Origin of the sequence: Rhodococcus sp. 05-2254-6 (assembly GCF_002258565.1) — a bacterium.
In the GTDB taxonomy this organism is placed as follows: Bacteria; Actinomycetota; Actinomycetes; order Mycobacteriales; family Mycobacteriaceae; genus Rhodococcoides.
The window spans coordinates 1-25,308 of the sequence record NZ_NOZF01000099.1 but is presented as its reverse complement, the minus strand read 5'-3'; the positions used below and the strand labels follow the sequence as shown (position 1 = coordinate 25,308).

Here is a 25,308-nt window from a genome sequence, read left to right as displayed (position 1 = left end):
GTCGCCATGATGGTCGCAATCACCACCGCCGCGGCCGCCGACACACCGGCCGACACGACGCTGTTGGTAGTGGCCGACGCGATTCCGCCGTCGAGCAGCTCTTGTATGTGGTTGCCGCCCAATCCGATCGAGACCACGGCCGCCAGTGGAGCGCCGACCAGGGCCAGTACTGCCAACCACAGGCAGGCGCGAACCCAGGTGACGCGGTCAGCCAAGAAGATCGTTGAACGTGGCGACGGCATCGGGCTGGGAGGCGGTGATGGTGTCGAGGTCCGGGTTCAGCAGTTCGATGTCGTCGAGAGCGGGCGCGCCTTCCGGCGTGCCGACATCGGACCGAACCGGCAGGTACTGCTGCTCGACGGCGATCTCCTGACCGCGCTTGCTGACCAGGAAGTCCACGTACTTCTGCGCGGCCTCCTGATTGGCCGAGTCCTTGAAGATTCCGGCCGGTTCGGAAATGTACGGGACGCCATCGGTGGGGTACGACGCGGCGATGGGCGAGCCCTTCTCGGCCAACTCGCGCACCAGGTAGTCCACCACGATCCCGACCGGCTGGGTGCCGGCCGCGACGGCCTGAGCGACCGGGCCGTTGCTCTCGGCGATCACGGGTTCGTTGGCGACGAGATCGGTGAGCCACGGAAGGCCGAGGTCTTCCTGGCCCAGCCAGACGGCGGTGTTGAACGCTGCCGCGCCGGACACATCGGGATTGGGCAGCGTGATCCGGCCCTTGTACTGGGGGTCCGCCAGGTCCTTCCACGATGTCGGGGGCTGCGAGACGGTCCCGGTGTTGTACGCGATGACCGTCGGGATGATGCGGGTTCCCACGTAGTAACCGTCGGGATCGACGACGTTCGGGTCGAGGGCGTCGACGTCGGCCGGGGTGTACTGCAGCAGCAGATCGTCGGCCTTGTACTTCTCGAACGTGGGGGCGTCCGCGGCGAGCAGGACGTCGGCACCGATGGAGCCGGTCTGCCGCTCCGACGCGATGCGCGCATTGAGATCTCCGGTGCCCGCGCGGAACACCTGTACGTCGATGCCGGGGTTCTCTGCGGTGAACTCGGCGTTGAGAGCGTCGATCTTCGCCTGCGGCTCCGAGGTGTACACCGTGAGAGTGCCGCCGGCCCCGTCGCCGTCTCCACCGGCAGCGGGAGCCGCAGGCTCGGAGCAGGACGCGAGGGTGAGAGCGGCTGCGAGACCGAGGATTCCACCGGTGGCAACGCGACGAACAGTGTTCACTAGGTACATCTCCTGGAAGCATCGAGCACGGAAGTTGCTCATGCTTCCGACCTGAATCGACACGCAGACATGCGTTGTGGGAACTGCACGTGTCGCCGGGGTGAACGACTCGGGGGCAGGGGTTGACTACCCAGCTCGAGACGACAAGGCGTGTACCGCGAACTGCCGTCCCCAACCCGGTCCGGCCCCTTCACGACCCAGGGTCGACGGCACAGCGCCGATCAGAGTCAGGAAGTCCAAGGTCGGTCGAGCGAGGTACTGGGCGTACGGTCTCTCCCTCTCGGGGATCATCCATCCGAGCGCCTCGAGGCTTCGGAAGACCAGCGAATTGCGTTCGTCTACAGAGCAACTCGCCGCAACCGACACCAGGAGCAGAACGCCCGCGTCTTTCTCGTACTGCTCGCGCCCAACGGGAATCCGAGCCGCGGCGTGTGACCACAGGCGGACCGGGTCGGTGGCGAGGGTGTTGCCCAAACGGGTGCGAAGAAGCCGCCCTTTCAGGACACGAACGAGTCCGAGTTGCGTCACAGCAGTCCGAAGCCAGTGCACCTGTTGATGGTCCACCTCGCGGTTGGAGCTTCCGAACCATCTGGTATCCCACTCGAGCTCGGCACGCATCGCCGCAACGTCCCTGGGCGGCACGTAGCCTGCAGCGGTCAGTGTGATTCCGTCTTCGCCCACACGCGCCAGCATCCACGTCAGCTTTTCCATTGCCGATGCCGCCACTGCGGGGTCCACCTGTGCCACATCGACATCGACGCGCGCGAGGATATCGGGTAGATCGGGGTGATACTCGAGGGGCCCGCGTTCGAGAAGCGAGCCCAGTTTGGGTAGCCGTTCCCGTACGCGACCGGCCAACTCCGTCACCGCGCGCCGCAACGCGATTCTGTTGTTCGCGTCGGCCACCGCGAAGCGCTCGTCGAAGTCGCCCGCCCAGAGCTTCATGTGGTCGTGCTCAGGATGGTCGGTATCAGCGAGAACCTTCAGCAGTTCGGCGTAGCCCGACGAGCCGCCGCAGTCTTCGGGTGGGCAGGCGCGGTCGCCGTCGAGGCGGGCTGCAGTACCGGCTACGGGCGATACCTCTTCCACGACCAGGTGGTGTGTCCATCCGTCACCGAAGTCGTACTCGTACCCGAGACGATCCCCGACGGCATCGAGGACGTCGTCCACCCGAACGCCGTCTTCGAGTGTCCCGGTGCCGTCGTCCCACTCCTCGAGCGAGGACTTCATCTCGTAGCGTCGAGTGCTTCGAAGAGGATCGCCGCCGACGAAGAACATGTGCAGATGTCGGTCTTCCCAACCCATGACGTCCTGAATGACGTCGTGCAGCTCGGGCAGTGTGGCGTCGGAGGCGATGGTGAACCGCCGCCACACCACCGGCTCGACCTCGACCAGAGTCACCCTGATCGTCAGCATCGTCAGGATTGTCCATCATGTGTGAGATGTTCGTCGAGCACGTCCCCGCGGGGACGTTGTCGCCGATACAGTCCGGGCATGGATGTTCTGCGCGCGATGCCATTGCTCACGGTCACCGATCTCGATGCGGCGCTGGACAAGTACGTCCAGGTCACCGGCATGGAGGTGGTGATGAATCACGGCTGGATCGCCACGCTCGCTCCGGCGGGCGACGGTGCGGCGCAGCTGAGTCTGATCACCACCGATCCCACCGGGCCGGTCAATCCGTCGGCATCGATCGAAGTGGACGACGTGGACGCGGCGTACCGGGCAGCGATGGACGCCGAACTCGAGATCGTCTACGAGATCACCAACGAGGAATGGGGAGTCCGCCGATTCTTCTTTCGGGATGCGGGCGGCAACGTCGTGAACGTGCTGTCTCACCTGTGATCGGGATGCAACAACTCTCCGCGCCGGATTCCGCGAACAGTGCGGGTGGCCACGGTGAGCCAGGCGGCGAGCAGTAGGACGTACAGGGCAACGGCCAGAGCCTGCACCGCACCGAAGTTCAGCGCATGACCCAGTGCAGTCGCTCCGGTGACGCAGGTCCCGATGGGGAACGTGAACGACCACCATGTCAGCGAGAATCCCAGGTTCCTGCGTGCCGCGTGCACGGTCAGAGCTGTCGCCAGCGCGAACATCAGCATTCCGAAGCCGCCCATGATCAGCCCGTAGCCGATACCGAAGACGTGTAGCCCGACGGCGACCGACGCCTGTGTACCGGTGAACACCATCGATGCGTCGGTGCCCAGCAGGTTGGCCGCCGTGATCGACTGGCCGATCAACCCCAACGTGATCCACACGGTCGGGGCCGCGTCGACGGGCGGCAGACCGCCGTGCAGCAGGCGCCCGTAGATCAGAGTCAGCGTGATCATCCCGACGATCAGCGACAGCCCGAACATCGCATAACAGGCGCACAGCAGCGCCAGCCGCCACTGGCCCTCGGGTAGGTGCGGAAGCAGCAACGCCCCTGTCGACGCCGACACCATCGGCGGCACCACAGGCATCAGCCACGCGGGCAGGGCTGCGACGTCACGATGATCGGACGCGGTGATCATTCGATACGGAACGACGACACTGGTGAGCAGACCGGCGATCGTCCCGGCGGTCCACAGGCCGGCGAACAGCGCGGTGGCCGCAGTCGGTCCGAGCACGTCCGCGCCGAGCAGGCCCGCTCCCGCGCCGACGGTGAGCATCGCCATGGGCGGAGCGCCGTAGAACTGCACCATCACCGGGTGTCGGGCGTACTCGACGGCCCGGTCGCGGTGCCGGATCCAATGCCGCGCGAAGGCTCCACCGATCACGACCAGCGCCGTTGCGGCGATCACCCATACCGCAACGGCAAGGACGTGCAGTGCGGGGAACTGCATGGGCAGAGTTGCGGCCGCAGTGGCGACGATCCCGGTACCCATCACCGCGGCGAACCAGTTGGGGGTGATGTGCTCGAAAGTCCGCCGATGCACAGCGGGGGTGAGGGCAGTGACGGTCATGTCTTCAGCGTGCGCGTAGCCGGTCACGTCCGGTAGGTGCCGAAATGTTCGTTACCCATAACTGTGAGTTATGGCTGGGTCTTTGCCGCCACGGACAGCAATTCAGCGGCGGGGCCGGTGGGGATGCGGCCGGACGGCCAGATCGCCCTCAACTCACGACGCAGAGTCAGTCCTGGGATCGGTACGCGGACCAGGGTTCCCGCGGCCAACTCGGGGGCGACGGCCAACGAGCTCAGCACGGCTCCGCCGATTCCCGCACCGACGGCGGACTTGATCGCCGTCGTCGAGGAGACCTCGAGAAACGGCGACATCGGCTGCCCGAGACCCGCTGCAGCCACAGCGCTTTCGTAGGCCGAGCGCGTCCCCGACCCCGCCTCCCGCGTCACCAGTGCGGTGGCGACGATCTCGGCGGCCGACGGCGCAGTGACTGCCCAGGAGTGATCCGGTGCCACCACGAGCACCAGTTCGTCGGTGGAAACGGTCCGACGATCCAGATCCGCAGGCACAGTGGGACTTTCGATGAAGCCGAGGTCGGCAGCGCCCGCAAGTACCTTCTCGGCGACCACTGTGGAATTGCCCGACGTGAGGCTCGGAACGATGTGCGGAACGAGCGTGTGCAGCGTGACCAGCCATCGGGGCAGAAGATATTCTGCGACAGTCTGACTCGCGGCGATCTGCACATGGCCGACGCGTTCGGCGTGCAACGTGGCGATGGCCGTCGCCAGATCCTCGGCGGACCGCACGACCGGCGCTGCCCAGCTCGCGACCAGCTCGCCGAACTCGGTCAGCACCGTTCCGCGTGCGCCCCGTTTCAACAATGGAGCGCCGACCCGTCGCTCCAATGCACGGATGCGCGCGCTGGCCGCCGGCTGCGACATGCCGTGCGCTCGACCCGCTCGCCCGATGCTGCCGAGCTCGGCGACCGACAGCAGCAGGTCGATGCTGGTGAGATCGGCAACGTGAGGGGGGAGCGGCACAGGGCGAGCGTACGACGACCCGAGTCAGAACTCGCTGAACAGGTCCAACTCGCCTTCGGGGTCGGTGGCTCCTTCGATGTCTTCGGGCTCGTCGTCCGAGTCCGGGGCGCGCTCGTGCAGCACCGAACCCACCAGCGCGGTGACGTCGATCGCGGCGGGATCGGGAATGGGATGCCCCTCGACGAAGGCGAGTCGCTCGGCCGACAGGTAGGCCAGGCGCACGGCCTGGACCACGAGGACGCGTCGTAGACCCTCGGAGACCTCGCCGCGTTCGCGAGTGACGGCTGCCAGCCGTGAGATGGTCTCGGCGCGGCGCGCGATGCGAATGTCGGGGTGCCCGCGCTCGCGGCGGGTCTGCTCGGAGATCAGCGACCGACGCAGTGACGCAGGGAGTGCGATGGGCTCCGAGACCGGCGGAATCTTCTCGTTGAGGATCGCCTTGTGTCGAGACTTGTCGATGGCCTCGAGGTACGCCGTGTACTCGTGCGCATTCAGATCGCGCTCGGCTGCGCGGAATTGCTCTGCGCCGTCGGACTTCTTGAGATCCTCGTACTGCCACAGAGGCCAGATCTCGATTTCGGCGACCTCGAAGACGTCGAGTACCCGCATCGCGACGGCGTCGGTTCGCTGGTTGGTCAGATGGCGCTGCACTCGGACGCTGAGCTTCTCCTTGGTCTGCCCCACATAGATCGGCTCACCGTCGTAATCGTAGAACGCATACACGCCCCATTTGGCCGCCGACCATACTCGGCCCTGATCGTCTTTCTCGCTCAGCACTTCTCGCAGTGCGGTGCGAAAGGACTGCACGTCGTCCGCGGGCAGAGTGCTCTTGCGCGGAGCGACGGCGGACGACCGCAGCGAGGACTTACCGTGACTGGACATGTGCGGCAGTCGAACTCAGGGTCCCGCTGACCAGCGGCATCAGATAGTGCTCGGCGAGCCAGGCGACCACGGGAACGCACACCGCATCACCGAAACCGAAGAGCGCCTGGTTGTTTCGCAAACCGTCGAGTGTGTACTCGCCGGCACCCATCAGGCGGGCGTATTCGAGTGGCGTCATCCACCGCACCTGCAACCGGCCGTTGCCCATCTTGACCACCGCTTGTTTGGACGAACCGCCACGGGCGGTACGGAGGCAACCGGAGATGTCGTCGGGGCGAGCTTCCCAGACAGCGACGCCGTTACGGGTGCGACGGTAGGCGGTACGGTAGCTGACCTTGCGGGCCTTCTTCAGGATCTCGATGCGCTGCAACTGAATCGGCGACAAGGACTGCACGAATGCTGCGGTACGGTCTGCATCCCACCACCGCTCGTCGCGGTAGTCCATGCGCTCGACCAGATCACCGAGGCCACTGGTCAACGGAATCGGCGGACTGGGCAAGGGTGCCCGATGGGTCAGCAATGTCGAATCGCCGTACACCGCTTGCAGCCAATCCGGCCGAAGCTCACTGTTGGGATCGCGCGCGTCCTCCGGGGGATTCTGTGCACCGACCAGGAAAAGGCGCGGACGCGACTGCGGAACGAAGCGTCGAGCATCGATGGTGAGGACATCCACGGAGTAACCGAGCTGGTTGAGCTCCCGGACCGCTGCGGCCAGATCGTCTCCACCGTGACTGGTCGCCAGCCCGACGACGTTCTCGAGCGTCACCACCTCGGGTCGAGCATCACCGAGCTCGCTCAGTACCCGCGTGAAATGACGAAACGTCGACGAGTTCTTACCCGCGAGCCCGGCCCGGCCGCCGGCCAACGACAGATCGGTGCACGGAAACGACGCCCACGCCAACGACAGCCCCTCGGGCAGATCGTCTCCTCGAGTGCGTGCGACATCGCCGAGCTGAAAATGGCCGGCCTCGCCACCGAAGTGCTGGCGGTACATGTGATGCTTGTCGCGCTCGATGTCGTTGGCCCACGACACCTCGAAACCGGCCTGCTCCAAGCCCATTCGCACCAGGCCGATACCGGCGAAGAACTCCGCGACAGTATGGATCCGACCGAGCGCAGGTGCCGAAGAACCACCCGGCACCACAGTCAACTTCGGCATGCACCCAGGCTAGTACAGAGCGCCGACAAGCTTGGTTATGCAGTGGTCGCCAGCGCCGCAGCCAAGCCGAACGCCACCGCCAGCAGGCAGATGTGCGCTGCGGCTCGGCCCACCGAGTGCTCGACAGTGGATCGGTGCGCGGCGACGGTGGGTAACCACGTCCCACGGATTCGGTGAGCGGACGCGATCAGGATCACCGTGACGAGAAGCTTCGCGAGAACGATTCGGCCGTAACCGGTCTCGACCACGGCAGCAAGGCTGTCCAGCTTCAGGACCGCGTCGAGCACTCCGGTGGTGGCAACCCCGACGACGCACCAGAACGCGACTCGCGAATAGACCGGCAACAGCGTCGCCCACGCGGATTTGCTCCGTAGGCTCAGCGCCATCGCACCCAGGACGCCGAGCCACACCGACGCGCACACCACATGCACGGCGACGGCAAAAGACCCGAACGTGAACTGAGACATGTGCCCGGTGATCGGCCGAGCGACCAGCGCAAGGGATGCCAGCACGACCACCGGAATCGGTGACCAGCTCGCCCTCAGTCGATACCCGGCCACCCCGATGGCGCACAGGGCGAGCGTCAGGATCACCGTCGCAGAACCCAGACGGCCCACCGAGATCGAGGTGGCGAACGTGGCGAAAGCGCTGGGCGACAACGTCAGTGGCGTGCGACCGGCAGAATCGGCTGCCGCGGCGGCCAGCAGAACGAACTCGGCCACCGCCCACAGTCCCGACAGGTAGCCGATCGCGCGCCACATCACCGGCGGGTCCACGGCGGGGCGTCGGGAATCGGAACTGGCGTCCAGGACTGCGAGAACCCCGAACCCCAACACCACCGAGCCCGACGCCACCGCGATCACCCGTAGCCACGACGACCCACCGGGAAAGGTGGGGAACGCCAGCGCGAACGCTGCCGCGACCCCCACCAGCGCCGCAGCTGCGGCGGCGAGTACCAGCCGAACACTTCTCTCGCCCACCGCAGCCACGTCGGTGCTACTTCCGGGTCTTGGGCTTACGGAGCGCGAATCCCAATGCCCCGGCGAAGGCCAGAACCGCCACGGCGATCAGCGCGATCCGACCGTAGCCGCCGAGGAACGAGCCCTCGGACTCCTCTGCGCTTCCCGACGCGTCGGCGGGTGCCCCCGGAGTCCCTGACCCCTCCTGCGTCAGCGTGAACGACGCTGTGCCGCTGACCGGATGGCCATCGGCCGAGGTAATGCGGTACGCGAGGGTGTACTCGCCGACCGGCCCCAGCTCGCCGACGTCGACGACGACGCTCTGGCCCTCGATGCGCGCATCACCCTTCGACCAGATGTTGCCGTCGGGCCCGACGACGTTGAGTGTGGCGAACTGCGACTGCGGCACCTCGTTGAACGACACGGACGCCGTGGCCGGAGACGCGTCCAGGGAGGACCCGTCGGCCGGGCTGTACCCGGTGACCTGCGAATGAGCCGAGGCGATCGGTGCGGCGATCAACAGCATCAGCAGTGCTGCGACCGAGACGACCAGCGCCCTCGTGGACAGGACCAGTGATCTCATGAGCGCCGCGCCCTGATCGTTGCACCGATGCCAAGGCCTGCGCCGACGGCACCGAGCACGAGTCCGACGCCGGCGAGCCAGCGGGCGGTGTTGTCCTCCGAAGACGTCGACGCCTGAGAGGCGGCGGTGGTCTCGGTGTGGGCGCTGCCGTGCGCATCACTGCCGGCCGCGGCGAGAGTCAGGGTGGGAGCGGGCAATTCGGGCTCGCTACCGTCCTCGGTCATCGGCTCGTTCCAGTCGACGACCTCACCGTCGGTGTAGGTCTGGGTGGCCGGGAACGAGACGGTCTCCTGCTCGGGCAGCGGGCCCGCCGAGAGCAGGAACTGCTGGAACTGGCCTGGCCCGACTTCGGAACCGGGGTTCGCCGTCCACGTCACCGATACCGCGAGATCGGCGGAGTCCTTCTCGACGGTGGATGTCCAGCCCGGAACGGGCTGTGTGCGAGCGGAATTGAGGCCGGGGAGGGTCACCTTGACCGAACTGGTCGAGGCGGTATCGGACTCGGTGGGAACGCGGAACGTCAGCACCGAGTAGCCGCCCTGCGCGGCGTCGGGAGCGGAGACGACGACGTGCGCGGACGCAGCGCCTGCGCCGATCAACAGTGCGCCGACGGTGGCTCCCGAGACGAACAGGGCACGGGAAAGAGAGCTCTTCATGGGTTGGGTCATTTCTGTGCAGAGAAGCGGAAAAGGGTGTCGGTCAGAATGCCGACCGCGAGTGGAGCCCGCGGAACGAGCAAGACGACATCGGGGGACCGCGACGAGAAATGACCCAGTCCAGAGCGGTGCCGTCTACCGACGGAACCGCGACGGACATGGACACGCGACCGACGGCGGAACCGTCGGGCAGGGGAGTGAGGAGCGCGAGAATCGCTCGGACGATGGACGTGATGGGGCCGTAGAGGCGCTCGGCCGCGGCGATCATCAGGCCGGTGACGACCGAGGCGGCCGCGTGAAAGGCGATCATCGCTGTGCTGGGCAACAGTGAATGCGCGTGCATCTCCGCTGCACTGCCGAGGCTCAGCGCGATGTGGGCGACGAGTTGTCCGCCCAGCAGAGCGGGGAGCAGCAGCACGGTCGAACGTCTGGGCAGGGCCGTCATGGCACCCACCCCGATGCTGACGACAACGAGCAGAGCCAGTGCGGAACCGTCGGGCCAACCGCCGCCGGCCATGCCGTGAGCGGCCACCGCGAGCGCCGCGGTGACGATACCGACAGCTCCGCCGCGAAGCGGGGCGGCAGAGCTGTCGGTCATCGGTTGTGCAGGGTTCAGCGCACGCCGAGGCGGGCGAGCAGATCGGCCTCGATGCCGTCGAGCTCTGCGGAGATCGCGGCGTGCGCGGTCTTGCGGCGAGCGGGCGGCATCTGCTCGGATGCGCGGACGGCGGTGGTCAGATCGTCCAGACGCTCGCTGATCGCGGCACCGAAGCTCTTGGTCTCGGGATCGGAGTGGCGCGCACCGATGGTGTCGAGCGACTTCTCGGCACCGGCGATGCGGGCACTGAGCTTTCCGCCGTGGCCGGTGTACTCGCTGAGCTGGTCGGGAGCGACACCGAGCTGCTGTGCCTTGCGGCTGTCCAGCTGCGCGCGAACGACGGTCGCACCGCGGTAGAGGATGGGAGCCAGCACCGGAATCAGCAGTCGAGCGATGCCGAGGTACTTGCGGATCTGAGCCACGCTGAGCGTTCCCTGTACCGCGGCCTTCTGCTGCGCCTTGAGAGCGGAGACCTGGGCCTTCTCGACGTTCTTCTGCGACTTCGCCTCCACCGCGCTGAGCTTGCGCTGCGCCTTGGCGATCGACTTCAACTGCTTGCGCTCGTTCTTCGCGCCCAGCTTCGCTTCGAGTGTTGCCTTGTGCTTGAGCGCCTTGGCCTCTGCCTTGCGAGTGGCTCGACCCTTACGCTTGCGGAACAAACCCATCGAAAAGGCTCCTGACGTGTGCTGCTAGGCGGGACAGTGCGTTACCCACACCCTATCGGGCGCTGATCTGTGCAGGCTGTCGGAGGGCTGACCTAGTGTCTAACAGTGTGAACGGTCAACGAGGCGCGGCAGCAACATCACCTGTGCCCGTGCTGCTCGATGCCGGATCGTTGACGCGGTGCAGGCATCGGCTCTATCTCGACACCGCGTATGGATCGTTGCTGCGCGGTGAACCCGAGAACCCAGGGGTGCGGCAGCGTCGAGAAGCAGCTCAGGCGCACCGCGAGAACGTCCGTGCGCAGTTGGCCGTGGACGATTCGACGCGGTGGATGGAGATCGACGAACCCACCGCCCGAGAGGCTGCCGACGCGACCGTCGCCGCCTGCCGGGCCGGCGTGGAACGCATCTGGAACGCGGTACTGCCCCTCGAACGCGACACCGGACGACGCGGGCGCAGCGAACTGCTCGTCCGCGACGCGGCGGGCGGATACATCCCGGTGATCGTCGTCAACCACAAGGTCACCGACCCCGGCCGCGGCGCGCGCACCACCCCGCTCGATCAGTGGTCTCCGGCGATCGACGAGACTCGAAAGGTGCGCAGTCAGCTGCGCGATCAACTCCGGCTCGCGCACCTGTATCGGATGCTCGCGCACGAGGGCCTGGCCACGGCCACACCCGTCGGCGGCGCGGTGGGCTACAAGGGTGAATGCATGCTGGTGCACGATCTCGCGACGGTCCTCGACGAGTACGACACCCGCTTCGCGGACCGGCTCGAGGTGGCCCAGGGCGTCGCGTTCACCGTGCCCTCCCAGGTGAGCGAATGTCGTTCGTGTGCATGGTGGTTCGACTGCAAGCCGCAACTCGAAGCCGTTCGGGACGTCTCGCTTGTCGCCTCCGGGTCCCGCGCCGAGGTGTTGCGCAGCGCGGGCGTGCGCACCATCGACGAGTTGGCGCAGTGGACCGGCCCGGCTCCCGAGGAGTGGCCGTTCGGAAACTTCGACGACGCCGTGTCCGCCGCGCTGGCCTGGCGAGCGGACGTGCCGCTGCTCCGGCGCTCGGAGACCGTCTCGGTGCATCGCGCCGACGTCGAGGTGGACGTGGACATGGAGAGCTACCAGGAACACGGCGCGTATCTGTGGGGCACGCTGCTCACCGAGGCGGGCGGCCCGCCGCCGTCGTATCGGGGTTTCGTCACGTGGGATCCGCTGCCAACCGTCGACGAGGGACGCTCGTTCGCGGTGTTCTGGAACTGGCTGATGGATACCAGGGCCGACGCCGCCGCGCGCGGTAAAACCTTTGCCGCGTACTGCTATTCGCGACAGGCGGAAGACAAGTGGTTGCTCGACTCGGCACGCCGTTTCGCGGACGTTCCCGGGGTTCCCACCGAGGCGCAGATTCGCGAGTTCATCGACAGCGAGCAGTGGGTGGACATCTACCAGGCCGTGAGTGATCAGTTCATCTGCCCGAACGGCAAGGGACTGAAGAAGATTGCGCCGGTCGCAGGATTCGCTTGGCGTGACGACGAAGCCGGCGGCGAGGCGTCGATGGGGTGGTACCGCGAGGCCGTCGGATACGACGCCGAGCCCGACCACACGCAGCGCGAGCGACTGCTCGTCTACAACGAGGACGACGTGCTCGCAACGAAAGTGCTGCGCGAGTGGATGTCCGACCGCGCGGAGAAGGAAATCCCGACGGTAGCGGACCTGCGCGCTCGCGCGTGACCCCGCCTCGATCGGCGGGGTCACGCGCCAGTGGTCAGAGGTTAACGCGGAGCCATGCGGATCGCGCCGTCCATGCGGATGGTCTCACCGTTGAGGTAGTCGTGCTCGGCGATCATCTGGACCAGCTGCGCGTACTCGCTGGGCTGCGCCAGACGTGAGGGGAACGGCACCGAGGCCTCGAGGCCCTGACGGTATTCATCGGTGACGCCTGCCAGCATCGGGGTGTCGACGATGCCGGGGGCGATGGTGTTGACGCGGATGCCGACCTGCGCCAGGTCGCGAGCTGCGGTGATGGTCATCGCGTGCACGCCGCCCTTGGAAGCGGTGTAGGCGATCTGGCCGATCTGGCCCTCGAACGCCGCCACCGATGCGGTGTTGATGACGACGCCGCGCTGGCCTGCGTCGTCCACGGTCGACTGCGACTGCATCCGGTTCGCGGCCAGGCGCATCACGTTGAACGTACCGAGCAGGTTGATGGTGATGACGGTGCGGAACAGCTCTAGATCGTGCGGTCCCTTCTTGGACAGGATGCGGCCCGCCCAGCCCACCCCCGCGCAGTTGACGACGATGCGCAGCGGCACTCCGGATTCGACGATGGTGTCCAGTGCGGCCTCGACCTCGGCTTCGCTGGTGACGTCTGCCGGAATGAGAGTCACCCCGGCCGGGACGCTGTCTCCGGCCCGCTCGATGGACTGTGGCAGATCGAGTCCGAAGACGGTGACGCCCGCGGCGGCCAGACGTGCGGCCGTTGCGGCTCCGAGGCCCGATGCCCCGCCGGTGACAAGTGCTGCTGTTCCTGAAATCTCCACGTCGTACGATCCCCTTCGCTCACGGTGGCGGGCCGCGGCACAGGCTGCGACCTCGTAGTCGCTTGCACCATAACCGGCGGGGCACCTCACCCGCCCTCAGGCACCCTGGAGTGGGGCCTACTTGATACCGCTGCGCGCGAATCCGGCGATGAAGTATTTCTGGAAGAACAGAAACAGCAACGCCATCGGCACGACGTTGATCAGCGCGAACGCCATCGTGGCACCGTAGTCGCTGTTCGCCTGGCCCTGCAGGTACAGCAGGCCGATGGGGAGGGTGAACAACTCGTTCTCCCGCAGTGCGATCAGCGGCCACGCGAAGTCGTTCCACGATTGCAGCAGGCTCATGAAGGCGAGGACGGCGATCAGCGGTCCCGACAGCGGCAGCACGACGCGTCGAAAGATCTGCCAATGCCCGGCACCGTCGAGTCGGGCCGCCTCGAGCAGCTCACGGGGAATGCCGAGCATGAACTGGCGTGCGAGGAACAGCCCGAACGCCGACGCCGAACTCGGCAGGATCACCGCCCAGTACGTGCCGTACAGACCGAGTCCGACGACGATGCGGAACAGCGCCACCATGATCACCTGCACGGGCAGTACCAACGTTGCCAGCGCGATGAAGAACAGCGGCGTCGAGAATCGGAACTTCAAGTGCGCGAACGCATATCCCGCGAGCAGACTCGTCACCACGGTGATGATCGTGACCACGACGGCAATCGCGATCGAGTTGCCCAGCCACGTCGCGACCGGGAACGAGTCGAATACGCGGGTGACGTTCTCCCACGTCACCTGGCGGGGCCACAACCGTAGCTCACCCCCGCCCAGCAATTCCCCGCGAGTCGAGAACGCCACGGCCAGCATCCAATACAGCGGTGCGACGGTGATCAGGCCGATGACGGCGACGATCACGGTGCGCAGCACCAGTGCACGGCGCGCGGAGGCGTTTCTCGGCCCGCTCATTCGACCAGATCCTTCGTTCGGCTCGCGCGCCACTGCGCGGCGGCGAAGGTGAGGGCGAACAGGAACAGCACCATGCCGATCGATGCGGCATAGCCCTGATCGCGGGTGACGAAGCCCGTCTCGTAGGCGTAGGTGACAAGCACCGACGTCGCCCCGCCCGGTCCGCCGCCGGTGAGGACGAAGACCAGATCGAACACCTGGAACGAGTAGATGACGTTGAGCACCAGCAGGAAGAACGACGTGGGACCCAGCAGCGGCACCGTCACGTTGCGGAAGCGCTGAAATGCGTTCGCGCCGTCCAGCCGGGCCGCCTCGTACAGGTCGGGACCGAGACCTTGAAGACCGGCCAGATAGATCAGCATGTTCAACCCGGTGCGCCACCACACCGTGGCGATGACGATCGACGCGAAGGCGGGCCCGGGGGAGGACTGCCAGTCGATAGCAGGCAGCCCGAGGAAACCGATGAGATTGTTGAGCACGCCCGAGTTCTGGTCGAACACGAGAATGCCGATCAGTCCGGTGGCCACGCCCGAGACGGCCATCGGCAGGATCACCAGCGAACGCCACAGCGGCCGCGCCGGCAACGCGGAGTTGAGCAGGACGGCCGCGATCAGACCGAACAGCATCGACAACGGAGTGACCATCGCCGTGAACAGCAGCGTGTTGATCAGCGCCCGCCAGAACAGCGGATCATCCACCAGGCGTGCGTAATTGGCCGCCCCGACGAACTCACCTGCACCGAAGCCGTCCGTCTGCTGCAGGCTGACGACAAACGCGGCGACGAGAGGAACGAGGACGAACACGGCCAACAGTGCATAGCTGGGGGCCAGGAATCCGGCGGCCGCGAACGCTTCCTTCCTGGCCCCGGCGCGTTTGGTCTTCGCTCGTACTACAGCCGTCATGCGCCGGTGACCCCGGCGATTCCGCTCTGCAACGCCGAGACGGTGGCAGCGGCATCCTGCGAACCGGCGAACGCAAGATCGAGTTGCTCCTTGAGAACCGGAATGATCGCCGACATCGACGGCGACGCGACCTGAGCGGCATCCTGCGGCTGCACCGTAGTGGCCTGAGCTGCGAAGATCGGGGCCAGCTCCGACCGGATATCGAACTCGAGGTCGGAGTTGAGCAGATCGGTACGCGTCGGCAGCAACGAGGCGGCCCTGCAGAAGTTGCGCATCTGTTCCTGCTGGGTGACGAACTCGAGGAACGACGCCGCCAGCTCCGGCTGCGAGGTCTGCGACGTGGCGACGAGTGCGTTGCCACCGAAGTCGCCGCCGCCCCGGCGATCTCGGGGTGCGAAGGTGGCCGTCCAATCGAAACTGGCCGTCGCATCGGCGTCGGGCAATTGGAATGCACCCGACCACACCATCGCCACCGATTGCGAGAACCAGGCCTCGCTGGCGTAACTCGACGACGCGATGGTGTTGTTGGCCGGCACATAGCCTTTCGAGAAGAAGGACGACGAGAATTCGACGGCCCGACGAGCCTCGTCGGAGTCGATCAGTGGTGTCTTCTGGTCCTCGGCCAGGAAGGACCCGCCGGCCTGGAACAGCAGACTCAACCAGCGGGTGACGCCGTTGCCCTGCCAGTTGTAGGCCCACGGGTACTTGTCGGCCGGCAGCGAGGAACGCAGTCGGTCGCCGATCGACGCCAACTCGTCCCACGTCCAGGCGTCGTCCAGGCTTGTCGGAACCGAGTCGATACCGGCCTGCGACAACAGGTTTCGGTTCACCAGAATTGCCGAAGTGTCGGTGTGGTGCGGTAGGCCGTAGGGGATTCCGCCGTTCTGCACTGCGGCCCACGCTGTGGGCGTGAACTGATCCCGCGTGTCCGACGCCAACAGCGGCGACAGATCCAGCAGTTGGCCTCGGCCGGCATACGCGCCGAACGTGTAATACGGGACGCGGAAGATGTCGGGTGGATTGCCTGCCTGCAGCTGGGCGTCGATGTTGGTGAACATCTGCTCGTACGGCACCGCGTTGAGGGCGATCGTCGTCCCGGGGTTGGCCGCCTCGAACGCGCTGATCGAGTCGCGGAAGCCGGCCAGCTCGGCATCGGTACCCCAGGTGGTGAACGTGAGTGTGCCCTCGGTCTGCTGCGACGGGCTGGATCTGACGAAGCCGCATCTGGCCAACAGCAACGGCACTGCGGCAGCACCGGATCCGATCAGAAACGAGCGACGATCGAGTGCCATGAAAGATCTCCGTTCACCGGCTGCAGCTGTACAGACCGACTGGTCCGCCGCAGAGTAGCCAGGGGAGCAGCGGTCCAAACCACTGTTCAGTGCCGGACGTGACCGGTTTCGTCGTACTCGACGCGGTGCGCACCGTCGCCCAGGTCGTCGAGCAGAATCGTCGCCGCCACGGTCCGGCCGGGCGGTAGAAGGCGGACCGTGACCGCGCCCGCCTCGGCGGCATCGAGAGCACCCGATGCGGCGGCCACGATGCGTTCACGCGCGACGTCGTCGAGTGCGTCCGGGGATCGGTCGTCGAGCATCATCACCTCCACCCCGCGGGCCCGAGCGGACCTGGCGGCGCGAGCGAGATCGGGTCGCACCAAACCGCGGGCGCGGAGGGAATCGCGGAGCTCGGCTTCGAGGAGTCGACACGCGAGGACTTCCTCCTCGGTGGGATCGGGGCCGTCGGCGATGCGCTGTAGCAGCGGACGGGCCAACGCGTCGAGACTGGCCAGGCGAGCGTCGCGTTCCTCGAGCACGGCCGCCGCCGCGGCCTGGGACGCGATACGCACCGTCGACTGCTTGCGCAGCTCGAAAATTGCTGCGGCCAAGGGACGGATGGTGAAGGCGAAGAACGTCGCCATCAACAGCGGCGCGATGTTGATCGCGCTGAACGAGAGCCCGTACAGAAATCCCTGACCCGTCACCACCGCCCACCCGATGGCCACCGACATGGTCAGTGCCAGCCCGAGCCAGGCGGCGAGTGTGCGACCGCGGACGCACATGAAGGTGTAGATCACCACGGACATGCCCAGCGGCCACGTCTGCAGGCTGCCGGTCAGTGGCACCGGCAGGACGGCGAAGACCAGAGCGGATGCCACCGGGCCCGATACGGTCATCAGTGCGGTCGATCGCGCGCTCAGTGGGTCACCCGGTGCCCGGAGCAGCAGGATGACCGCGGCCGAGAGTGCAAGCACCGCTGCGTATTCGGGCCACACTGCGGACACCCCGGTCAGGGTTGCGGATGCGCACACCAGGCACGCGAGGACGAAGAAACCGGCAACCGCGTACGCCGCTGCCGACCTCATCGACAGCAGGTCGCGGATGTCCTGGCCGTTCATCGCTTCCAGCCCAATCGCACGATGGTGCCTGCGCTGGAGGATTCGATCTCGGCCGACCCGCCGTCGAGTTGACGCATTCGGCCTTCGATGCTGACGGCGACGCCGAGTCGGTGGGGCGGCACCGAACGTCGATCGAAGCCGATGCCGTTGTCCTGAACGGTGATGCGCATCGACGACGGGGCCAGCTCCACGGCAACCGAACGATGTGATGCCCTGGCATGAATTCTACTGTTGCGCAAAGCCTCTGCCAGTGCCGCGGCGATGGCGCGTACCGTCTCGGCCGGGTAGTGCTCTGTCCGCTCGAGCGCGCCCTCGTGCACGGTGAAGTCGATCGACTCGTCCACTGTCGTTGCGGCAGAACGAAGCTGAGCCAGAGTCTCGTCGGCCGAGAACGTCTCGGAGACGGTGCCGGTGGTCAGGTCATCGAGATGCAGCAGGGCCGAGCGCGCCTGACGGGCCAGGCTGGGCGTGCGGCCATGGCGGGCAACAGCGAGGAGAGAAGACATGACCTCGTCGTGGATCAGCGCGTCGAATCGTTCGCGCTCGACCTCACGCGCGGTGGCCGCAGCCGCCCGGGCCGCGTCGTCGTGTGTGGTCGAGATCGTCGCGTCGAGAATGCGTCCGGTGCGCACCGCGGCGAGTGTCGCGGCAACGAACACCGTGCAGAACATCATCGCGAAGAAGATCTCCGCAATGATGTTGCTGCGGGGGAACGGTTCTCGCACAGCCTGGTTGGCCAGCTGCACAAGAACGACGCTGACGCTCATGTGGATGAACGCCGGGACGGGGTGCCACACCGTGGCGGCGGCGAGTGCCGCCAGGCCGGGAAACACCGAGAGAAACGTCCCGGCTTGATCGAACGTCTCGCCGTCCCACGCCACCCACCACAGCACCGCCATGATCGGGAACGCCAACGCGGCCACGGAACCGGCAATGCGAATGACCCCGATGCTCGGGTGAAAGGTGGAGGCCGCGAACGCGAATCCGGTGCCGAACACGACCGCAACGGTGACCGGAGTCCACCAACCGGGAACCACCTCGCTGCTCCGTGCGATATCCGGGATCAACAGCAGCAGATAGGTGAGATAGCCGGTACCGACGAAACGGCCGAAGATTCTGATCAGACGGTCGGTCGAGTGGTGCGCCGCGTCGGTCGTACTCACCTGCTGCTCGTTGTTCATGCACCCCTCCCGGGAGAGGAGTGTAAACCAAGGTCAGGCGTGTTCGGTGCTGGTCTGCTGTGCCGATTCCCGCGCTGCCCTGATGCGGGAGCGTCGAACGAAGACGGCGATGACGACGGCGGAGATCGCGACGACTGCTCCGGCAGCGATGTAGGGAGCTGCGGTGCCGGGCATCAGGCCCTCGAAGAACAGGACGGCACCGAAGACGAAGAACAGGATGGCCGCGCCGTACTGGATCATGCGCTCCGGCAGGTGCTTTCCGAGTACCGCGCCGACCACGATGGCGAGTGCATCGGCAGCGACCATGCCGACGGTAGAGCCGATCCACACGCCCACCCAGTCGTTGTCGGCGGCGAGAGTGACGGTGGCCAGCATCGTCTTGTCGCCGAGCTCGGCCAGGAAGAACGCCGACGCGATCGCGAGGAATGCGGATTTGGTGACCCGGGAGGCCTTCGCGCCCTCGTCGTCGGACAGGGAGTCGCCGCGTAGCGTCCAGAGGCCGAAGATGACGAACGCGATGCCGCCGACGATGGAGATCGCCTCGGTGGGGATCGATACACCGAGGAAGTGGCCGACCGCGACCGAGACCAGGTGCACCACGGTGGTGGCAACGGTGATTCCGCCGATGACGACGTACCACTTGTAGCGCAGGGCGAACGTCATCGCCATGAGCTGGGACTTGTCACCCAGCTCGGCGACGAAAATGACAGCAAAACTCAACAACAATGCGGACAGCACAGCAGACTCCTCGGTCGTCGAACGGACCGAAGGTCTCGCCCACCGGAACTGGCCGGTTCAGGTGCCGGGTCGCAATGGGGCGACCAGTATGTCGACACGATGATTGGGGGCTACTCCCCTTCGCTGCACACGACTTTAGGGGCCTCGCCGCGAATTGTCCAATGCGCCAATAAGTTTGGGTTCCCGAAAATTCGTGTGCGGATGGCGGTCAGGATGCGAGGAGCATCGCCAAAACTGCGGTGTCGGGATCGCTGATGGGATCGAGACCGACCCGGCTGACCATCGAGGTCACGGTGCCGTCGGACTCTGCCTCCACCCACGCCGCCCGGTGGTCGAGTCCGAGATGTGGAAGGCCGGGGAGCAGAACGCAGCCGGACGCCGCGCCGACACATTCCGGGAGCGTCGGTGTCGTCTCCGACGGGGGATGCAGCATCAGCAGGGCGGCAGGTTGATGCGCGGCGAACCGTCCGGGAGCCAACGCGAAGTCACCGATCACCGGCCCCTCGGCGACGACCAAGCCGACCGTCCCCGGCGCGGGGTCGTCGGGCAATTCCTCACGCACCCCGAACACCGTCGACGTCGCCAACAGGCCCGGCATCGACGCCACCCGTACAGCGAGGGCGAGAAACTGCGCCCATTCCTTGGTGGTGTCCGGCCAGCGCCCGGAAATCACGAATCCGCGCAGCAGACCGGCGGCATGAAACGGTGAAACACCGATGAGATCTCGCTCGTCCATCTCGATTGTTCCTCCCAGACAGGTACAGGGCTCGAAGCCGGGTACACGACGTTGGGTAGGAAGAGAATGACGCGAAAACGGCTGGCACACAAGATGGGGAGAGTGCCAGCGAACTCCCTTCGAAGCGTGAATGGACCACTGCACCCGTCTGAGCGGGGCAGTGGTCCATCGACGCTGTCGGTGAAGCCGGTGGTGCGAGGACCTACGGGAAGATCAGACCCGGGGTCTTCGACGTTGCGGCCTCGAAACGAGCCTGGACGTCGGCCCAGTTGACGACGTTCCAGAACGCCTTCACGTAATCGGCCTTGACGTTCTTGTACTGCAGGTAGAAGGCGTGCTCCCACATGTCGACCTGGAGCAGCGGGATGATGCCGAGCGGCACGTTGGCCTGCTGATCGTAGAGCTGGAAGGTGAGCAGCTTCTTGCCCAGCGAGTCGTAGCCCAGAACTGCCCAGCCGGAGCCCTGCAGGCCGTTGGCGGCAGCGGTGAACTGTGCGCGGAACTTGTCGAACGAACCGAACTGGTCGTCGATTGCGGCACCGAGCTCACCCTCGGGCTTGTCGCCACCGTTGGGCGAGAGGTTCTTCCACCAGATGGAGTGGTTGACGTGGCCACCGAGGTGGAACGCGAGATTCTTCTCCAGCAGGAAAATGGCTGCATGATCGTCGTTGTCACGCGCGGCGGCGAGCTTTTCGACCGCGGTGTTCGCGCCTGCGACGTAGGTCGCGTGATGCTTGGAATGGTGAAGCTCGTTGATCTCGCCCGAGATGTGCGGCTCGAGGGCGGAGTAATCGAAATCAAGGTCGGGCAAGGTGTACTCGGACACGTGGTTCCCTTCTCTAACGACGCCGTACCCATCGTGTGATGCGGGCACGTTCGTCCTACTGCGGATCTTTCGTAGGGTTCAACCCAATCTCATTCCTACCCCCAGTGCAACAGTTGTAACCGAGATGCTTTTCTCGGAATAAATTCGTGTGAACGAGACAGGCAAATAATTCGGCTGTGAATCTGCTCCGAATATCACGAATCAGTTGCGGAGCGGCCGCGGATTGGTCCTACAGATGAACGGAACCTAAACTCGCGGGTGTGGAAGGGGACCGACCGAGCCAGAATACGGTCGACAAGTCCGCCGCCACGCAGCCGGTCGACGCGCCCCGAGTCCAGATGGACGGTGCCGACCTCCTCCGCGTCATCGCCGTCCTCGCGGTGCTGTACTCACACATTTCGTTCTATCTGCTCGACGACATCGGCGGTGGCTGGTGGATGATCGACGTCGTCAACACCGTCCTCATCGAGGACGCGGGCCTCAACATGCACCTCTCGTTCGTCGGAGTCAGTATCTTCATGCTGCTCACCGGCCTGCTGATCACCCGATCCGCCATGCGGCAATCGCGTCGGGACTTCATGGTCGCGCGCCTCGCCCGCCTCGTCCCGGCGCTCTGGTTCGCCGTCGCCATGGCCGTCATCCTGGTCAAACTCGGCCTCAACGGAATGTTCAGCGGCCAACCCGGCATCACCAACGGCGAAGCGTTCCTCAGCTTCTTCCTCGGCGGCTTCTTCCTGCGACCCGAAGTCGCCGTCCTCGGCGTCACCTGGACCCTCGTCGTCCAGATCGTGTTCTACCTCTACTGCATCTCGATGCGCGGAACGCTGAACACCAGACCCATCGTGGTGCCACTCGTCGGAGCTGCACTGTGCGCCCTGGTGATCGTCTACAACCTCTACCTACCGCAGCCCTACACAGTCCCGTTCCTGACCAAGGTCGCGGGCGTACTCCCCACCCTGTTCCTCGGTCAGATCGCCTACCTCGGATGGGCACGACTGATCACCTGGCGATGGGTCGTCGTCGGCGTCATCGCCCAGATCGAAGTGATCCGACTCGCCATCGAAGTCCACACCTTCTGGATGGGCGACACCTACCTCTGGACACTGCTCGTCGTCACCGGAACGGTCCTGATACTCGCCCGATACAACGGACCCATCACTCGCTGGCCCGTCATCCGATGGATCGGCACCCGCAGCTACGCGATCTACCTGATCCACACCCTCGTGCTGTACCGCATCTACGCAACCGTCGAACCACACCTGGGCCCCAGCGCCGCCGTCCTGGCATTCCTGGCCGGTACCGCCGCACTCGCCGAAATCATGTACCGATGGATCGAACTGCCCGCGGCACGACATATCAGCACTCACTACGCCCGCCTACGCGCCCGATCCGCCACCTGACCGACCCCCTGGGTACTCAATGTGACATTCAGTGGACTTTTCGGCAGTCAATGTCACGTTGAGTGGACTCAGGGGGCGGGTTTCGGCGGGGGTCAGAGCTGCGGGAGAACTTCGGATGCGACGAGTTCGAGGTGATCGAGGTCGGTGAGATCCATGGTCTGCAGGTACACGCGGGTGGCTCCGACAGCTCCGAAGCGACCGATTTTGTCGACGAGTTCAGCGGGGCTTCCAGTGGCACCGTTCTCGCGTAGTTCGGATACCTCGCGGCCGATGGCAGCGGCGCGACGTGTGATTTCTTCTTCGGTGCGGCCGCAGCAGAGGACGAGGGCGTTGGAGTACACGAGGGAGTCGGGATCGCGATCGGCTGCTGTGCAGGCTGCGCGGACGCGACCGAACTGTGTCTCGGTATCGGCCAGCGAGGCGAAGGGGATGTTGAACTCGTCGGCGTATTTCGCGGCGAGTGCCGGGGTGCGCTTCTTGCCTCCGCCGCCGATGACGATGGGCGGGTGCGGCGTCTGCACCGGCTTGGGGAGCGCGGGGGAGTTCGTGACGGGGTAGTGCGTGCCCGCGTGTGAGAACGTCTCGCCGGCGGGGGCGTCCCAGAGTCCGGTGATGACGGCGAGTTGCTCTTCGAGGCGGTCGAAACGTTCACCGAGCGGAGGGAACGGGATGCCGTAGGCCTTGTGCTCGTCCTCGAACCAGCCGGCACCGAGACCGAGGTCCACGCGGCCGCCGCTCATGGCGTCGACCTGGGCGACGCTGATGGCCAGGGGGCCCGGGTAGCGGAAGGTCGCGGAGGTGACGAGGGTGCCGAGCCGAATGGTCGAGGTCTCGCGGGCCAGCCCGGCCAGGGTGATCCACGCGTCGGTGGGCCCTGGGCCGCCGTCACCGCTCATCGCGAGGTAGTGGTCGGATCGGAAGAATGCGCCGTAGCCGAACTCCTCGGCAGCTTTCGCGACGCGCAGCAGTTCGTCGTACGTGGCACCCTGTTGCGGTTCGGTGAAGACGCGTAGCTCGATGGACGGGAGGGGAGCCTGCGGAACGACCTGCGGTGGGTTAGTCATGTTCGCCAGCCTAAACAGCGGCTTCGCAGGACCGCAGACGATGGCTGTGTCAAATCACCATCGATCCACAGGCCGAGTTGGTATTCAATACACCGGGGGACCGACTCGACGCTCTGACCTGTGGATAGAAACCGGCACAGACCCCGATTCTGTGGATCGATCTGTGGATACTGTGGATAACTTCTGTGACTGCAGTGACGTAGGTCATAGCGAGGTGGCGCTTCGGTCGCGAGGACACGGGTGGCAGCCCCGCGCGGACGCGTGACAAGATCGAGGTGTGTCGCATCCCGAGCAGCCGCCTGCCGTCACCGTCGATCGCCTGCCGGTGCCGTTCCCTACGACGGCCATCCTGCTCGACGTGCGCGAGGACGACGAGTGGCAAGCCGGACACGCTCCGGACGCAGTGCACATCCCGATGGGCGACATTCCGTCCCGCGCCGGTGAGGTCGACAACCAATCCGAGGTGTACGTGGTCTGCAAAGCCGGTGGTCGCTCGGCTCGCGTCGTCGAATATCTCAACCGCGTGGGCTACGACGCGGTCAACGTCGACGGTGGGATGCTCGCCTGGCAGGCCGCTGGTCGACCGATCCAGAGCGACGACGACGCCCACGAAGCGAGAATCATCTAGATGTCGGCACCGCAGGGGCGCGCTCAGGCGTTCCAGGTCTGTGCCCGCTGCAGCACCCGTTGGGCTGTCGGCGCACGGCCGGGCACCTGGTGCCCCCGCTGCCATGGCGTGCTGCTCTCGCCGGTGTCCACCAGGGCACCCGCGCAGGGTGCCCGAAACTTCCGATGGGTAGCCCGACCGGCGACCTCGTCGACCAAAGCCGCACGCCGCGGCCGATCCGCAGCACCGACCCCGACGCCGCACTACGCCTCGACGCCCACCTGGGGATTGCGCGACATCCCGCGCGATCCCGAGGCCGATCGCCGCGTAGGTCGCGTCGAGCGGTACGCCGCGAACGCGCAGAACCTGGTCCTCGTCACCGCGATGTTGCTGGCGCTCGCCGCGTTCGCCGAAGTGTTCCGGTACGGCATCCTGCTGCACAACCGCGTGCGACTGATCTCGCCGATCACCCTCGCCGTATCCGACGCGTTGGTGTATTTCGCCCAGGTCGGCGCGCTCGTCATCGGTCTGGCCGCGCTGATCACTTCGTCCTGCTGGCTGATCGACCAGCGCAGACTCGCCTTCACTGCCGCCGGCTCCACCGACCCGCGATCGGTGCGCCCGATGCTGCTGTTGTCGATGCTGCCTCTTGTCCGCATCGTGATGCCGGGGGTCTACCTCACCGAGGTGGTCCGTCTCCGCGGCGGTGCCGATGCCGACGTGCACCGCGAGCTGACACTGGTTCGGATCTGGTGGGCGGTCTGGGCAGCGAGCAACGCGCTGGTCATCGTCCAATTGCTGTGGAACCTGCGCGATTCACTTCAGGCCCGCGCCGACGGAGTTCTGCTGTCGGCAGTCGTGGCCTTGGTGGCCGCGGTCTCGGCCGTGCTGACCCTGGCCGTGATGCGCCGACTCGAAGGCCGCACACTGCGCGGCTCCGCGATGTCGCGTCCGACCCGCTGGGTGATCGCCACCGGCACCGCGTCGAAGTCGAATCAGCCCGAGCAAAACCAGCCCGAACACGAATCCGAGACGGTGACGGCGTCGTGAGTCCCGATCGCCGTGGGCCACTGGTCGTCGCGCATCGAGGTGCGTCGGCGGCGAAGAAGGAGCACACTCTCGCGGCCTACGACCTCGCGCTGCGCGAGGGAGCGGACGGCGTCGAATGCGATGTGCGGCTCACCAGGGACGGCCACATCGTGTGCGTGCACGATCGCCGCGTCGATCGCACCTCGAACGGCACCGGCATCGTCAGCGAGATGGACTTCGCCGATCTGGCCCGACTGAACTACGGCGACGACGACGAACCCGC

27 protein-coding genes and 1 pseudogene are annotated in these 25,308 nt (G+C 66.0%); 6 read left to right on the top strand and 22 right to left on the bottom strand.

The annotated features are described in order from the left end of the window. The 3 genes and pseudogenes from CH256_RS11985 to CH256_RS11975 all read right to left on the bottom strand — a co-directional run. Positions 1-215 (bottom strand): annotated as a pseudogene (locus CH256_RS11985) (iron ABC transporter permease); the annotation flags it as partial. Next, the gene (locus tag CH256_RS11980; protein WP_094669719.1) at positions 208-1,245 is read right to left on the bottom strand and encodes an ABC transporter substrate-binding protein; all 1,038 of its coding nucleotides are present in this window, start codon (positions 1,243-1,245) and stop codon (positions 208-210) included. The pseudogene CH256_RS11985 and the gene CH256_RS11980, both read right to left, overlap by 8 nt. Positions 1,246-1,362: 117 nt before the next feature. Further along, complete coding sequence (locus tag CH256_RS11975) at positions 1,363-2,652, bottom strand: plasmid pRiA4b ORF-3 family protein (RefSeq protein ID WP_094669715.1); 1,290 nt, start codon at positions 2,650-2,652, stop codon at positions 1,363-1,365. Between the two features lie 78 nt (positions 2,653-2,730). Between CH256_RS11975 and CH256_RS11970 the strand changes: the two genes are divergently transcribed. Further along, positions 2,731-3,081: a VOC family protein gene (locus tag CH256_RS11970; RefSeq protein ID WP_094669714.1), complete on the top strand. Its 351-nt coding sequence runs from the start codon at positions 2,731-2,733 to the stop codon at positions 3,079-3,081. On the opposite strand, the gene CH256_RS11965 is transcribed toward CH256_RS11970, so the two are convergent. From CH256_RS11965 to CH256_RS11925, 9 genes are all read right to left on the bottom strand, one after another. Further along, complete coding sequence (locus tag CH256_RS11965; protein ID WP_094669718.1) at positions 3,072-4,181, bottom strand: TDT family transporter; 1,110 nt, start codon at positions 4,179-4,181, stop codon at positions 3,072-3,074. The two genes, CH256_RS11970 and CH256_RS11965, sit on opposite strands and share 10 nt — an antisense overlap. 68 nt (positions 4,182-4,249) lie before the next feature. Beyond that, positions 4,250-5,158, bottom strand: a complete 909-nt coding sequence (locus tag CH256_RS11960; RefSeq protein ID WP_094669713.1) for a LysR family transcriptional regulator — start codon at positions 5,156-5,158, stop codon at positions 4,250-4,252. Between the two features lie 24 nt (positions 5,159-5,182). Then, on the bottom strand, positions 5,183-6,040 hold the full coding sequence (locus CH256_RS11955; RefSeq protein ID WP_094669712.1) for a GIY-YIG nuclease family protein: 858 nt from the start codon (positions 6,038-6,040) through the stop codon (positions 5,183-5,185). Next, on the bottom strand, positions 6,024-7,199 hold the full coding sequence (locus CH256_RS11950) for a DNA cytosine methyltransferase (protein WP_255183192.1): 1,176 nt from the start codon (positions 7,197-7,199) through the stop codon (positions 6,024-6,026). Before CH256_RS11950 ends, CH256_RS11955 begins: the two co-directional genes overlap by 17 nt. Before the next feature lie 35 nt (positions 7,200-7,234). Next, the gene (locus CH256_RS11945; protein WP_256980801.1) at positions 7,235-8,188 is read right to left on the bottom strand and encodes a copper resistance D family protein; all 954 of its coding nucleotides are present in this window, start codon (positions 8,186-8,188) and stop codon (positions 7,235-7,237) included. A 7-nt stretch (positions 8,189-8,195) separates the two neighbouring features. Continuing rightward, entirely contained in the window at positions 8,196-8,741 is a 546-nt protein-coding gene (locus CH256_RS11940) for a copper resistance CopC family protein (protein WP_094638514.1), read from the bottom strand. Then, positions 8,738-9,397, bottom strand: a complete 660-nt coding sequence (locus CH256_RS11935; protein WP_068045127.1) for a YcnI family copper-binding membrane protein — start codon at positions 9,395-9,397, stop codon at positions 8,738-8,740. Before CH256_RS11935 ends, CH256_RS11940 begins: the two co-directional genes overlap by 4 nt. A 43-nt stretch (positions 9,398-9,440) precedes the next feature. Then, positions 9,441-9,995: a hypothetical protein gene (locus CH256_RS11930; RefSeq protein WP_068045053.1), complete on the bottom strand. Its 555-nt coding sequence runs from the start codon at positions 9,993-9,995 to the stop codon at positions 9,441-9,443. 14 nt (positions 9,996-10,009) lie between these two features. Next, positions 10,010-10,660, bottom strand: coding sequence for a DUF6474 family protein (locus CH256_RS11925; RefSeq protein WP_037186611.1), 651 nt, complete (start codon positions 10,658-10,660; stop codon positions 10,010-10,012). Positions 10,661-10,767: 107 nt separating this feature from the next. Here CH256_RS11925 and CH256_RS11920 point away from each other — a divergent pair, with 107 nt between their 5' ends. Further along, positions 10,768-12,381 (top strand): TM0106 family RecB-like putative nuclease, encoded by a 1,614-nt coding sequence (locus tag CH256_RS11920; protein WP_373454810.1) that lies wholly within the window; start codon positions 10,768-10,770, stop codon positions 12,379-12,381. Positions 12,382-12,422: 41 nt separating this feature from the next. Here CH256_RS11920 and CH256_RS11915 read toward each other — a convergent pair whose 3' ends face one another. From CH256_RS11915 to CH256_RS11875, 9 genes are all read right to left on the bottom strand, one after another. Beyond that, on the bottom strand, positions 12,423-13,190 hold the full coding sequence (locus tag CH256_RS11915; RefSeq protein WP_094669711.1) for an SDR family NAD(P)-dependent oxidoreductase: 768 nt from the start codon (positions 13,188-13,190) through the stop codon (positions 12,423-12,425). 117 nt (positions 13,191-13,307) lie between these two features. Then, positions 13,308-14,147, bottom strand: coding sequence for a carbohydrate ABC transporter permease (locus CH256_RS11910; RefSeq protein ID WP_094669710.1), 840 nt, complete (start codon positions 14,145-14,147; stop codon positions 13,308-13,310). Beyond that, positions 14,144-15,049 (bottom strand): carbohydrate ABC transporter permease, encoded by a 906-nt coding sequence (locus CH256_RS11905; RefSeq protein ID WP_094669709.1) that lies wholly within the window; start codon positions 15,047-15,049, stop codon positions 14,144-14,146. Before CH256_RS11905 ends, CH256_RS11910 begins: the two co-directional genes overlap by 4 nt. Then, on the bottom strand, positions 15,046-16,341 hold the full coding sequence (locus tag CH256_RS11900) for an ABC transporter substrate-binding protein (RefSeq protein WP_094669708.1): 1,296 nt from the start codon (positions 16,339-16,341) through the stop codon (positions 15,046-15,048). Before CH256_RS11900 ends, CH256_RS11905 begins: the two co-directional genes overlap by 4 nt. An 86-nt stretch (positions 16,342-16,427) precedes the next feature. Further along, the gene (locus CH256_RS11895) at positions 16,428-17,444 is read right to left on the bottom strand and encodes a hypothetical protein (protein ID WP_094669707.1); all 1,017 of its coding nucleotides are present in this window, start codon (positions 17,442-17,444) and stop codon (positions 16,428-16,430) included. Next, positions 17,441-18,625 (bottom strand): hypothetical protein, encoded by a 1,185-nt coding sequence (locus CH256_RS11890; RefSeq protein ID WP_094669706.1) that lies wholly within the window; start codon positions 18,623-18,625, stop codon positions 17,441-17,443. The genes CH256_RS11895 and CH256_RS11890 overlap by 4 nt, the downstream gene beginning before the upstream one ends. Before the next feature lie 33 nt (positions 18,626-18,658). After that, the gene (locus CH256_RS11885; RefSeq protein ID WP_094669705.1) at positions 18,659-19,363 is read right to left on the bottom strand and encodes a TMEM165/GDT1 family protein; all 705 of its coding nucleotides are present in this window, start codon (positions 19,361-19,363) and stop codon (positions 18,659-18,661) included. A gap of 208 nt (positions 19,364-19,571) precedes the next feature. Beyond that, positions 19,572-20,099: a peptidase gene (locus CH256_RS11880; RefSeq protein WP_094669704.1), complete on the bottom strand. Its 528-nt coding sequence runs from the start codon at positions 20,097-20,099 to the stop codon at positions 19,572-19,574. A 202-nt stretch (positions 20,100-20,301) separates the two neighbouring features. After that, entirely contained in the window at positions 20,302-20,925 is a 624-nt protein-coding gene (locus CH256_RS11875) for a superoxide dismutase (RefSeq protein WP_037186603.1), read from the bottom strand. A 260-nt stretch (positions 20,926-21,185) separates the two neighbouring features. Here CH256_RS11875 and CH256_RS11870 point away from each other — a divergent pair, with 260 nt between their 5' ends. Then, on the top strand, positions 21,186-22,325 hold the full coding sequence (locus CH256_RS11870; RefSeq protein ID WP_068045010.1) for an acyltransferase family protein: 1,140 nt from the start codon (positions 21,186-21,188) through the stop codon (positions 22,323-22,325). Between the two features lie 92 nt (positions 22,326-22,417). Here CH256_RS11870 and CH256_RS11865 read toward each other — a convergent pair whose 3' ends face one another. Further along, a complete protein-coding gene (locus CH256_RS11865) occupies positions 22,418-23,344 on the bottom strand; it encodes an LLM class F420-dependent oxidoreductase (protein ID WP_094638577.1) in 927 nt (308 codons plus the stop codon). Positions 23,345-23,666: 322 nt separating this feature from the next. Here CH256_RS11865 and CH256_RS11860 point away from each other — a divergent pair, with 322 nt between their 5' ends. The 3 genes from CH256_RS11860 to CH256_RS11850 all read left to right on the top strand — a co-directional run. After that, the gene (locus CH256_RS11860; protein WP_094669703.1) at positions 23,667-24,017 is read left to right on the top strand and encodes a rhodanese-like domain-containing protein; all 351 of its coding nucleotides are present in this window, start codon (positions 23,667-23,669) and stop codon (positions 24,015-24,017) included. Then, positions 24,018-25,046 (top strand): DUF4328 domain-containing protein, encoded by a 1,029-nt coding sequence (locus CH256_RS11855; protein WP_094669702.1) that lies wholly within the window; start codon positions 24,018-24,020, stop codon positions 25,044-25,046. Then, a partial coding sequence (locus tag CH256_RS11850) for a glycerophosphodiester phosphodiesterase family protein (protein WP_306438715.1) occupies positions 25,043-25,308 on the top strand: 266 nt, incomplete at its 3' end. The genes CH256_RS11855 and CH256_RS11850, both read left to right, overlap by 4 nt.

Bases quoted from the DNA above. Each gene is read 5' to 3' on its own strand.
- CH256_RS11890 (WP_094669706.1), bottom strand. From the start codon at position 18,625: ATGAACAACGAGCAGCAGGTGAGTACGACCGACGCGGCGCACCACTCG.
- CH256_RS11975 (WP_094669715.1), bottom strand. From the start codon at position 2,652: ATGCTGACGATCAGGGTGACTCTGGTCGAGGTCGAGCCGGTGGTGTGG.
- CH256_RS11905 (WP_094669709.1), bottom strand. From the start codon at position 15,049: ATGACGGCTGTAGTACGAGCGAAGACCAAACGCGCCGGGGCCAGGAAG.
- CH256_RS11925 (WP_037186611.1), bottom strand. From the start codon at position 10,660: ATGGGTTTGTTCCGCAAGCGTAAGGGTCGAGCCACTCGCAAGGCAGAG.
- CH256_RS11940 (WP_094638514.1), bottom strand. From the start codon at position 8,741: ATGAGATCACTGGTCCTGTCCACGAGGGCGCTGGTCGTCTCGGTCGCA.
- CH256_RS11855 (WP_094669702.1), top strand. From the start codon at position 24,018: ATGTCGGCACCGCAGGGGCGCGCTCAGGCGTTCCAGGTCTGTGCCCGC.
- CH256_RS11880 (WP_094669704.1), bottom strand. From the start codon at position 20,099: ATGGACGAGCGAGATCTCATCGGTGTTTCACCGTTTCATGCCGCCGGT.
- CH256_RS11895 (WP_094669707.1), bottom strand. From the start codon at position 17,444: ATGAACGGCCAGGACATCCGCGACCTGCTGTCGATGAGGTCGGCAGCG.
- CH256_RS11980 (WP_094669719.1), bottom strand. From the start codon at position 1,245: ATGTACCTAGTGAACACTGTTCGTCGCGTTGCCACCGGTGGAATCCTC.
- CH256_RS11970 (WP_094669714.1), top strand. From the start codon at position 2,731: ATGGATGTTCTGCGCGCGATGCCATTGCTCACGGTCACCGATCTCGAT.
- CH256_RS11955 (WP_094669712.1), bottom strand. From the start codon at position 6,040: ATGTCCAGTCACGGTAAGTCCTCGCTGCGGTCGTCCGCCGTCGCTCCG.
- CH256_RS11935 (WP_068045127.1), bottom strand. From the start codon at position 9,397: ATGAAGAGCTCTCTTTCCCGTGCCCTGTTCGTCTCGGGAGCCACCGTC.
- CH256_RS11950 (WP_255183192.1), bottom strand. From the start codon at position 7,199: ATGCCGAAGTTGACTGTGGTGCCGGGTGGTTCTTCGGCACCTGCGCTC.
- CH256_RS11900 (WP_094669708.1), bottom strand. From the start codon at position 16,341: ATGGCACTCGATCGTCGCTCGTTTCTGATCGGATCCGGTGCTGCCGCA.
- CH256_RS11930 (WP_068045053.1), bottom strand. From the start codon at position 9,995: ATGACCGACAGCTCTGCCGCCCCGCTTCGCGGCGGAGCTGTCGGTATC.
- CH256_RS11965 (WP_094669718.1), bottom strand. From the start codon at position 4,181: ATGACCGTCACTGCCCTCACCCCCGCTGTGCATCGGCGGACTTTCGAG.
- CH256_RS11910 (WP_094669710.1), bottom strand. From the start codon at position 14,147: ATGAGCGGGCCGAGAAACGCCTCCGCGCGCCGTGCACTGGTGCTGCGC.